This is a genomic window from Nitrospira sp., from assembly GCA_024998565.1.
Taxonomy (GTDB): Bacteria; Nitrospirota; Nitrospiria; order Nitrospirales; family Nitrospiraceae; genus Nitrospira_A.
In genome coordinates, this window is the sequence record JACOEM010000001.1 from 727,934 (window position 1) to 738,772 (window position 10,839).

Below are 10,839 nucleotides of genomic sequence, written 5' to 3' on the forward strand. Positions count from 1 at the left end.
GAGGATTTCAATTGAAAGATGGGATGGTGTATCATGCCCCCCATGGTTGAGAAACTTCTTGCGCAAGAACTCGCGAACCCCTATCCCGCAGTCGTTCGGATCGTGGGCGTAAAGATCCGTGACCGTGGAGAAGTGAAGAAATTCGATGCCGGAGAGGCGTCGCTAGTGATGGGGGATCGGGTGCTGCTCGAAGTGGCCGGCGAGTTGAGCTACGGGGTCGTTTACGGGGCTCCTCAGGTGATGCCGTTCATTCCGCCCATGCGCGTGCTTCAGCCGATCACCCGGAAGGCGACAGGGGAAGATGTGGCCACGATCGATCGGTACGAACGGTTGGCATCGGAGGGAATGAAGGCCTGTCGGGAGCAGGCGGCGGCCCTAGGGCTCAGAATGAAACTTGTGGAGGTGTTCTGCTCGTTTCATCGCCGGCAGATGACCTTTGTCTATACCGCTGAGGATCGAATCGATTTTCGCGAGTTGGTTCGCTTGTTGGCGCGCCGATTCGGCGGGCGCATTGAAATGCGTCAAGTCGGGGTACGCGACGAAGCCAGTCGGTTGGGCGGGATCGATACATGCGGTCTGGTACTCTGTTGTGCCGCGTTCCTCACTGAAGTGAAGCCGGTGACTGTCAAGCAAGCACGGGTGTTGGGGCTTCCTGTCGATGACCCCAAATTACTCGGTGTCTGTGGTCGCCTCAAGTGTTGCCTCTTGTTTGAAGCAATGGACAATCCCTCCTCAAAACCATCGGCCCTGATTAACCCGTCCCGTTCACGCCTCGCTACGTCGTAATCCACAGCAGTTCACAAGAGTAGTGCTCTCATTCGTCTCCCCGGCCCCGCTCTGTCCTCGCCTTTCGTTGAGAAAAGACGGTTCTTTTCGTCCGAAGGAGTATAATGGGCTGTGAGGTGACGGATGCCTCAGGTGTTGGTCCTTGGAGCCGGGAAAATCGGGTCCCTCGTGGCTGGGCTGCTGTCGGCTACCGGGCAGTACCGGGTTCACCTGGCCGATCTTACGCTTGATGCCCCGAAGCGACTGGTTGATGAGTTGTCGTTGTCCGCGGTTACTCCTTGTGCCTTGGACGTGCGGCGACCAGATGCGGTTGCGGCATACGTCGGCTCCTCCCCATTCGATGCGGTGATCTCCAGCCTGCCGTACTTCTGCAATCCGACCGTTGCTGAAATCGCCCGAGCCCACCAACTCCATTATTTCGACCTGACCGAAGACGTGGCCGTGACTGGTCGCGTCAAGGCGATCAGCGCAGGCGCCGATCGTGCGTTTATTCCTCAGTGCGGGTTGGCGCCCGGGTTCATCAGCATCGTGACGAATGACCTTATCGGCCATTTTGAATCCATTGATAACGTGAAGATGCGTGTCGGCGCCTTGCCTGTTCATCCGAGCAACGCGCTGAAGTATTCCCTCACCTGGTCCACCGACGGGTTGATCAATGAGTATGCCAACGTCTGTGTCGGCATCGAGGGCGGGGAAGAAGTCCAGCTGCAGCCGTTGGAGGGCTATGAGACGATTGAATTGGACGGGTTGCTCTACGAGGCCTTCAACACGTCCGGCGGCCTGGGCACTCTCGCGGACACGTACCGCGGACGGGTCCGAACCATGAATTATAAGACCCTGCGGTATCCCGGGCATTGCGAAAAAATTCAATTTCTCATGAAGGACCTCAAGTTGAATGAGGATCGGGAGACGCTCAAGCGAATCCTGGAGAGAGCGATTCCTCAGACGCAGCAGGACGTGGTGTTGATCTATGCGGCTGTGACCGGCACCAGGCAGGGTGAGCTGTTCGAGGAGACCTATGTGAAAAAGGTGTATCCGCGGACGATCCTCGGGCGGCTTTGGTCTGCCATTCAGGTTACGACAGCATCGTCGCTGTGCTGTGTCGTTGATCTTGTGATGGCCAGACCGTCAGCGTATCGTGGCTTCGTCACGCAGGAACACTTCCACTTGCAGGATGTGCTGAGCAATCGCTTCGGGGATTGTTTCCGGGCCTAACGGCATCATGACGATACAGGAACTGTTCAAGACCTTGGGGTTGATGCAGGAACAGCCCGGAGGATGTCTCGCCTCTGCGACGGGGAGTCGCACCACCGACGCCGGCATCGTCGAGTCCCGTAATCCATCAACGGGAGAGCCGCTGGCACGAGTGTTCGGGTGTTCCCTTGCCGATTACGAGGTGCTCGTAGCCGGATCGCAGCAGGTTCAGGCTGCGTGGCGGATGGTGCCGGCGCCGAAGCGCGGCGAGGTGGTGCGTCTGATAGGCCAGGCACTGCGAGAACACAAGGATGCCTTGGGCACGCTGGTGTCGTTGGAGGTGGGTAAGATCAAGTCCGAGGGCGACGGCGAAGTGCAGGAGATGATCGATATGGCGGACTTCGCCGTCGGGCTGTCACGCATGTTGTACGGACAGACCATGCATTCAGAGCGTGCACGGCATCGAATGTATGAGCAGTGGCATCCATTGGGTGTGGTGGGTGTCATTACGGCGTTCAACTTTCCTGTGGCGGTCTGGGCCTGGAATGCCTTTATTGCCGCGGTAACCGGCAACACCGTGTTGTGGAAGCCGTCACCGAAAGCTCCGCTCTGCGCATTGGCGGTTCAGCGGCTGTGCAGTCGTGTGCTGGAAGAGGCCGGGTATCCCGGTGTCTTCGCACTCGTTACGACCGATCGCGTCGAGTTGGCCGAGCGGATGGTGCGGGACGAGCGGCTGCCGTTGATCTCCTTCACCGGCTCGGTGCCCGTCGGGAGGCACGTCGCGGAGGTGGTCGGACATCGGCTGGGCCGGAGTCTTCTGGAATTGAGCGGGAACAACGCCGTCATTGTGGACGAAACAGCCGATCTGGATTTGGCGACACGAGCCATCGTCTTCGGAGCCGTCGGCACGGCGGGGCAGCGGTGCACCAGTACCAGGCGTCTAATCGTGCAGGAATCTCAATACTCGAAGCTGGTTCCTCGCCTCTTATCGGCCTATGCGCAGGTGAAAATAGGCGACCCGCTCCAATTCGATGTGCTGATGGGACCGCTTATCGACGGGGAGGCGGTGGCGCAGTATCTGGCTGCTCTTGAGGAAGTAAAAAAGGCGGGCGGTGAGGTGCTGTGCGGAGGGCGTGCCTTGTCTCGTCCCGGACATTTTGTCGAGCCCACGATCGTGCGGGCGCAGAACCACTGGGATATCGTCCAGCGGGAAACCTTTGCGCCGATTCTGTACGTCATGACCTATCGAACGCTGGACGAGGCCATCCGGATGCACAATGCAGTTCCACAGGGACTGTCCTCCGCGCTGTTTACCACCCATCTTCGAAACAGCGAGACCTTCTTGTCTGCGATCGGCAGCGACTGTGGCATTGCTAACGTGAATATCGGGACGTCCGGTGCGGAAATCGGCGGGGCATTCGGTGGAGAGAAAAACACGGGTGGCGGACGGGAAGCCGGTTCCGATGCCTGGAAGGCCTACATGCGTCGACAAACCAACACGATTAATTGGGGAACTGAGTTGCCGTTGGCCCAGGGGGTGACGTTCGGGCGAGTGGAAGGAGGGAACGATGGGGCAAGAAGCTGACCTCGATGCGTTGATGGCTCGTATGACGGCCGACTTTCTGGCGCAGAATAGTGCAGGCCGGATGCTTCGCCGCGCGCTGGATGACGTCGGGGTTGGGTTTATCCCGGTGATCGACCATGTCACTATCCGGACGATGGATATTGATCGGCGCGCCGAGGAATTTCTCGCGTTGGGGTATCGGTACGATGAAACGCTGCATTATGACGATTGGTATGCCAAAGTATTTCGGCGGGCCGGGTATCCGGCGTTGTTTGTCGATCAGGCCTATCCGGACGACCGTGGCAAGACCAGCATCATCCCACGCTGGGTCGAGAAATTCGGTGATCAGGTGTTTCACCATGTGGCGGTCCGTGTCGAAGACATCGAGCAGGCCATTCTCAAATTGAAGGCCAAGGGCGTGGTCTTTGCCGGCGAGATCGTCGGGGCCCGGGGAGGTACGTTGCGCCAAATTTTTACCGCCCCTGAGATGCTGGATGGGCAGCCCTTTTCCGTGCTTGAATTGGCTGAGCGGCATCAGGGTTATCAGGGATTTCTTCCTCCACAGGCTGACAGTCTTATGCGCTCGACAATGCGAGGCCTCTAAGGCCGCAGGCGTCGGCGGACCGCTGCTCGGCGGTCGCGATGTGTGGGCAGTCTCATCCCGCCGCCAAAAGAGTGCCTCGACCAGATGTGTTGAAATGCGTACAATGCGCCCTGTCGACCAAACCAGGTCGAGAGTGTCTCGCATGTGCGGTCTCAACAGGAGGTTTTCTTCATGGTGCGATCCAACGCGACGTTACGCTTGATTCTTGCACTGCTCCTCCTCTGTGCACTTGGAGCAGGAAGTGGTTCCGTACAAGCATCGCCGTCCGGCCATGCCCCTCATGGCACCGTGACGATCGATGGTGTCACGGTGCCGGATGTCGGGCCCTTGCCGACGGTAGTCCCGATACCGTCCTCTAATCTCAATTACACCGCCAAAATCGAACTTGGCAAGCAGCTCTATTTTGATGGGCGACTCTCCAAAAATAACGCGATCTCCTGCGCCTTCTGCCACAACCCCGGGACCGGATTTGCAGACCCCCGCCAGACCTCCATCGGAGTCGGCGGAGGCGTCGGAGGACGACAGTCTCCGACGGTCTACAATACGGGATTGAATCACGTTCAGTTTTGGGATGGTCGGGCACGTTCGCTTGAAGAACAGGCCATCGGGCCGATTCATAACCCTGTGGAGATGGCCGAGACGCATGAGCATGTGGTGGCCAAGCTAGGAAAGATCAAGGGGTATCAGCAACAATTCAAGGCTGTGTTTGGGACAGACGTCAATCTCCAGGGCATTGCCGAAGCGATTGCAGCCTATGAGCGCACGGTGCTCTCTACCAATTCCGCTTTTGATAGATATGTGTTAGGCGATCAGAAAGCCATGGATGAGGGGGCGGTTCGAGGAATGGCCCTGTTTAAGGGTAAGGCGCGGTGCATTCTCTGCCACAATGGGCCGAACTTCACCGACAATCAGTTTCACAACCTCGGCGTGCCCCAGGTCGGTCCGATGAAGGAAGACCTTGGACGCTTTGTCGTCAGCAGGGCGGAGAAAGATCGGGGCGCATTTAAAACGCCGACGCTCCGTAGCATCACGGAAACCGCCCCGTATATGCACGATGGCGCGTTTAAAACGCTTGACGAGGTCGTTGAGTTTTTGGATCAGGGCGGCGGGAGCAATCCTAATCTAAGTCCCCTCGCCAAGCCGTTGAACCTGACGGCGGAGGAGAAAAGCGATCTCGTTGCATTCTTGAAAGCGCTGGCCGGAGAGCCGATCCCGTTCAGCATGCCAAAATTGCCGAAATAAAACGCGAATCCTTTTGGGCTGCCTGTGACTCTCACGGGCAGATGCGTGTGCCTTGGTCAGGCTATTTGTCCAAGCATCGGTGTGTTCCAACCCCAACCATAGGAGGCCTTCTATGTTTCGAAATCTTTGTGTGCTCGGTGCGAGCACCATTGCGCTCGCCCTCGGCGGGCCTGCGCTTGCGGCGGATATGAAGCCGGGTCCAGCGGACGGATTCGACATTCACGTCATGGCACCCCATAAGATGGAAGATGGGTCGGTGGCGGGCCCGTTCCATCACTATTGTAAGGCCGTCAAACCGGAAGTCTTGCAATGTCTGCTGTTCGAATCTACGGATCCCAATGCCGTGCTGACCGACGTGGAGTATTTTGTAGCCAAGCCTGTGTCACGGTCGGCGGTACCTCTCGATGTCTGGAACAAGTTCTATCACGACCATGAGGTCGAAATAGCAACCGGGCGTGTTCAGGTGCTGGACATGCCTGATGCTCAAGCCAAAGAAGTGGCGGCGGCGGCGGCCAAGACGGATGGCATTATTTTTCACTTGTGGCCGAAGGGCGCGAAGGCTCCGGATGGATCGGTGGAGCATCCGACGTCCGTGGGGCATAAACCGCGGACGGAGTAAGTCTGCCAATAACGCGTGATCCATCCTGTGCGCTAATTGTAAGGAGGCCACTATGCGAAATGCGATTTTGATGTTTGGATTGTGTGCGGCGGCGTTGACGGCAGCCGGGTGCGCGGAAACTGCCCATGAGATGAAATCTTCCTCCTCTGCGGCACCCGCTGCAGCCAAGGCGGCGAAGGGCATGCCGACACCGGCGCAGGGCTATACCATCCATGTGATGGCTCCCCATAAATTTGAAGATGGATCGGTGCATGGTCCGTATCATCACTACTGCAAGCCGATTTCCCCGGAAGTGCTGCAGTGTTTGTTGTTCGAGTCGACGGACGCCAACGCCTTGCTGACGGACATTGAATATTTCGTGGCAAAGTCCGTCTCGCGCGCGCATGTTCCGTTGGAGACGTGGAATAAGTATTACCACGACCACGAGGTAGAGATTGCCACAGGGCGGGTGCAGATTCTGGACATGCCGGAGGCGCAGGCGAAGGAAGTCGCTGCCATTGCGGCCAAAACCGACGGGATCATTTTTCATCTTTGGCCGGACGGAGCCAAGGCGCCGAACGGTCAGGTGGGGCATCCCCAGTCTGTGGGCCACAAGCATCGCACTGAATAGCCGGAGCGACGCAGATCCATCGGGCGGAGGGGTAGTCCCCCTCCGCCTGTGCTGTTTCTGATGAAAGGGAGACGCTGCGATGGATGCTGGACGTGTATGCATGATGGGATGGCTCCTGCTCGGCGGGGTATCGGTTGGCTGGGCGTCGAATTCCGAAGTGTTGCGACCGCGTGTTCCGATCGATCAGATCGAGGCGGCCAGGACTGTAACCAATCCCTTTCCTGTGACGCCGGAAATGCTTCAGCAGGGAAAAGCGCTCTTTGAAGGTAAAGCGTTCTGTCGCGCCTGCCACGGGGCGGACGGGAAAGGGCTCGGAATGGATTTGGATTATTCCACCTTCAAGGGACCGCTCCCACGGAACTTTACTGATAAGCTATGGCAGCAGTCCAGGACGGACGGTGAACTGTTCTGGATTCTGAAAAACGGGAGTCCCGGGACGGATATGGCTCCGTTTATTCCACTCGTTCTGACCGAGGAGGAGGCCTGGCAAGTCCTCATGTATGTCCGTTCTTTCGGTGGGCGTTGACGTGTGAGCGCCGCACTCACGGTTTCAGTGTTGTCGATAGGCTCGGTTCCTTGCGGGCGCCGTATTTGTCTGGATGCCGCAGGGTTGACGCGCTGAGACAGCTGAATGATCGGCATTGATCGAAGTGGGGGCGCTGTATTCGGACGATGTATCTGACTGGTTTGTTACGCGGTGCCTTGCATCATCAAAGGATCTCAGCCAGCCGACGATCATTCCCCTTCCCCATATCACAAGATGTTGCCGGGGAGTTTCTTGATGTTCGGCGTGTCTCAATGACAGCCTTTGGCCAGACCGAATGCTCGATGAACGACCAGCGTCGTCAAGACCGGTGACAGTATGTTTAGTCACGGAACTGATCGGTTGCAGGCGAGAAGGCGTCGACTTCTGGTTGGATTGTCTTGTGTGCCTGGTGCGGGGTTCTCCTTGAGTCCTGGGTAGGTCTCTCGACGGAAAGAACTTTGCTAGTGATAGTCGACGGGCCTTCAATCCTGCAGTCGTGATTCTCTGGTACCAACACCTCTGTCGGGCCACAGCATCGACTTTGGGTTGGGTTGTGAGGACAGGCGTTGGTGACAGTGTTGTTGAGATGCTAGGAGGTCAGCGCTGGTGGGCCGATAGGAAATGAGCTAAGCGGGCCTGATCAGAACTAGGGAGCTTGAGAAATTCTATGCCAAAGTATTCCTCCCTGGTCCATCGGACGGCGGCGAGTTCAATGGTCAGGGCGTGGGTGGCATCGGGCAGGAGCAGGCGCACAGCCATATAGCTGCCCTCCAGCATGCTCCGGTTGCATTCCACTAAACATCCCGTGTGAGACAGGTTGTGTACAAGGCCCTCTCCGATAGAGAGGACACCTGAGAACATGACAGGACAGACGATTCCAAGGCGTTCTCGAGACCGCTGAAATATGAGTATTGCTTCGGATGAAGGTGAGTAGTCCAGGGGGCCAGGAGATGGTGGAGAGTAGTGGCTCATGGAGGTGAGTATAGTTCCGAGAAGCACTGCGGCAACATCCCGCCTTGGAGGGGCCAGAGTGTGGAGATTCGATTGACTTATGATGACAGGTAATTGAGAGACAGTTTATTGGCGGCGTGCGGCATAAAAGCGGTGGCTGCAGGCCCGACATCGCCAAGGATAACGCCCAAGTAGATACCTGATGAGGTCTCGCCACCCCCGACGTTCAGAGCGACGGATGATTCCGGTACAGGTGGGACAGGAATAAGCGTTCCTGGACAGGGCTTCCGCTGAGGGCCGATCGCCCAAGAGAGAAGTTATTTACTGAGTCCCCGATTTGAAAGCCTCGCACAAGTCACGGGAGTAGTCGTGTGTCGGTGCGCAGGGTGTAGGTTTTTGGTCTTCCCGGTTCGCCATGCAATAAAATCGCTCTCGATAGCTGATGGAGAGTAAGTCGAAGGGGCTGATTCGAGGGTGTTCCGATTTTTCGCATCGGCGGTTGGTCGCGGCCTCGTTGTGTGCAGTGCTCAGATACTTGACGTGAGGACGCATCACTCCTGCCACCACACCAGGCGAATGAGATAGATACCTGCCACATAAGTTCCCGCAATGACGATGGCCCAGAGCATGATCGTGCCTCCTTTTTTATCTTCTCCGTCTTTCCCGGACTGTCGCTGTCATAACGACTCTGGGAAGAAGCAACTCGCGTACCACTTTCGTGGTGCGTGTCAATCTGGGGTAAGTGTATTGGTTTGCTTGTGGGGAGTACCCGCGCGGTCATCGCGCTAAGAACGCCCGTCGAGACAAATGGGAACAAGGTGTATCTGATTCGATAATGACAGCATCAATTTGGATAACCTTGAGAAGCTCGGCTTAAATGTGGATATGGGTTGGCTGTTCATGGCTGGGGGAGTTTACGGTTTGGACGGCCAGAAATGCCTGCAGGAACATGGCACTAATGAGCCTTGGATGGCACATGCATACCTAGCAGGAGATTGAAAGCGGTCACCGAGCTGGTGCCTGTCTCAATCAAGGCGTGCCTGGATTCTGGTCACCAGAGCTAGTTCGAGCTCAGAAGTGAACTCACAATTGCGACCAGAACCATGAATAGCGATGCGATTAGGCTGAGTGCCGCAGGCAAGTCGCTCTGTGCTCTGCGGAGGAGCTCGTTTTGGATGTGATCTTTCTCAGCCATTTTGATCGCAATTGAATTACGCAAGATTCTGAGCGGGCGTAGCGCCTTTTCGAGGTTGTTGTTCGACGGCCAAGGCATGGGCTGTGATGGCGTAGCCGCAGTGGCCGCAAGATAGAAATCCTCCCGTGGGGGCAAGGCTGTGATGTTTACAGCGTGGACAATCATAGAGCTTCATAGAGGTTTCCTGGATTAGTGGCAGAAGTCATTGTGTAGTGTCGGGATTGTGCCGGATGGTTGTGGCTGCCGTAACTCCTTATACCGTGCGTGTAGGTGTGCCACGGTGTTGGCGAACGATGTGAACTCGTTGGACTCAAAATGTAGGGTGACTGAGCCATACCTGAAGTGAAGTTTGCCGCAGGTACACATGTTGAGTGCCGTCTGGCCGTTACGCGGATTCAGCGAATGCATGGGTTGTGAGCTCCTTTGTTGTATGGGAGGGCGGTTTCGATGATCGGTCGTAAGACCGGCTGGTGATTCGCAATAAAGACTCATCCGGATTAGGACTTGGGACGTCGTGTGATTCGTAGATCGTCTACCGTTATGTTGGATATGGTGCGGCGTGATTTCGCCTGCCTCTCGCCTGAGGAAAATGAGCAGAGTGAGCTATGGGCCCCGCAATTGATACACCTCCATCGGTTCTCCGGATGATAGAAGTCATTGGATGGCTCGCTGGCAAGATATCCTCCGCAACGAGAACAACTCATGCGTTGCTCCTCCAGGATAAAGGGTTCTCTGTGAAGCCGCTGGGTGGAGATGGTAAAGGGGTGCTCCCTTCACAGTCTCCACCCAGCGGGTCCATTCACGCTACTCCGTCGACCTGATGGGCTTGATCAGTGTCGCCTTGTCTTCGGGCGAGGGACATAAACGGGCAGTTCAGTTCCTGGTCGCGCTGAAGATTGGAGCAGGGCGAATGACCATTATGATTGTAATTCTCAATATCATAATAGCGAGTTGGTGAGATTTCGGGAATGCTTACTTTCCGGATCTTCAGATATTTTCTTGGTGCTGAGGGTGTGCGGGCATACTAGTCGAACTGTGAAGTTGAGGTCCTGGCACGGAACGCAAAAGAGGGAACTGAAAGGCGGTTTGGGAGGAGTGTGGTAGTCGCGGCCGGCTCAATCAGTGAAACTTCTTTGTCTCCTAGCCTGGAGAGTTGAACCTACGCCACGCTCAGCATGAGACGGAGGAGCGAGGCCGGTCATCTTCGCGAGCGTTTCGACTTGCGTTGAGCAAGGCAACGATCGAGGATTTTTACTTCCACGATTTGCGTCATACCTTTGCGACGACCCTCGTACAGAGCGGGATCGATCTTTACAAGGTACAACAGTTGCTCGGGCACAAACCGCCCATCATGACGCAACGGTATGTCCACCATTATCCGGAGAGCTTGCGGGATGGAGTGGAGATCTTAGATCGCCTGCGCGACAGTAGCACAAAAGCAGCACAGTCGGCGGGTCTTGAAGAGGGTGCGAATTACGTAACTGCTTGAAAAAATGGTGGGCCGTGTAGGGGTCGAACCTACGGCCCGCTGATTAAGAGTCAGCTGCT

Annotated in this window: 10 protein-coding genes; 9 read left to right on the forward strand and 1 reads right to left on the reverse strand. The window is 56.5% G+C overall.

Going from position 1 to position 10,839, the window contains the following annotated elements; translation table 11 throughout:
• Positions 1-33: 33 nt before the first annotated feature.
• From H8K11_03710 to H8K11_03745, 8 genes are all read left to right on the forward strand, one after another.
• Positions 34-786 (forward strand): hypothetical protein, encoded by a 753-nt coding sequence (locus H8K11_03710; protein MCS6262839.1) that lies wholly within the window; start codon positions 34-36, stop codon positions 784-786.
• Positions 787-909: 123 nt separating this feature from the next.
• Entirely contained in the window at positions 910-2,001 is a 1,092-nt protein-coding gene (locus tag H8K11_03715) for a saccharopine dehydrogenase NADP-binding domain-containing protein (GenBank protein ID MCS6262840.1), read from the forward strand.
• A gap of 7 nt (positions 2,002-2,008) precedes the next feature.
• Positions 2,009-3,565 carry an aldehyde dehydrogenase family protein gene (locus H8K11_03720; GenBank protein ID MCS6262841.1) on the forward strand — a complete coding sequence of 519 codons (1,557 nt, stop codon included), beginning with the start codon at positions 2,009-2,011 and terminating at the stop codon, positions 3,563-3,565.
• Positions 3,566-3,575: 10 nt separating this feature from the next.
• Positions 3,576-4,148 (forward strand): VOC family protein, encoded by a 573-nt coding sequence (locus H8K11_03725; GenBank protein MCS6262842.1) that lies wholly within the window; start codon positions 3,576-3,578, stop codon positions 4,146-4,148.
• Positions 4,149-4,292: 144 nt separating this feature from the next.
• Entirely contained in the window at positions 4,293-5,390 is a 1,098-nt protein-coding gene (locus H8K11_03730; protein ID MCS6262843.1) for a c-type cytochrome, read from the forward strand.
• A gap of 112 nt (positions 5,391-5,502) precedes the next feature.
• Positions 5,503-6,009 carry a DUF1264 domain-containing protein gene (locus H8K11_03735; GenBank protein MCS6262844.1) on the forward strand — a complete coding sequence of 169 codons (507 nt, stop codon included), beginning with the start codon at positions 5,503-5,505 and terminating at the stop codon, positions 6,007-6,009.
• A 52-nt stretch (positions 6,010-6,061) separates the two neighbouring features.
• Positions 6,062-6,619, forward strand: coding sequence for a DUF1264 domain-containing protein (locus H8K11_03740; GenBank protein ID MCS6262845.1), 558 nt, complete (start codon positions 6,062-6,064; stop codon positions 6,617-6,619).
• 79 nt (positions 6,620-6,698) lie between these two features.
• Positions 6,699-7,145, forward strand: coding sequence for a cytochrome c (locus tag H8K11_03745; GenBank protein MCS6262846.1), 447 nt, complete (start codon positions 6,699-6,701; stop codon positions 7,143-7,145).
• A gap of 597 nt (positions 7,146-7,742) precedes the next feature.
• Here the strand turns inward: H8K11_03745 and H8K11_03750 are convergent.
• A complete protein-coding gene (locus H8K11_03750) occupies positions 7,743-8,006 on the reverse strand; it encodes a PilZ domain-containing protein (GenBank protein ID MCS6262847.1) in 264 nt (87 codons plus the stop codon).
• Between the two features lie 2,438 nt (positions 8,007-10,444).
• Here H8K11_03750 and H8K11_03755 point away from each other — a divergent pair.
• Positions 10,445-10,780 carry a tyrosine-type recombinase/integrase gene (locus H8K11_03755; protein MCS6262848.1) on the forward strand — a complete coding sequence of 112 codons (336 nt, stop codon included), beginning with the start codon at positions 10,445-10,447 and terminating at the stop codon, positions 10,778-10,780.
• Positions 10,781-10,839 lie beyond the last annotated feature (59 nt).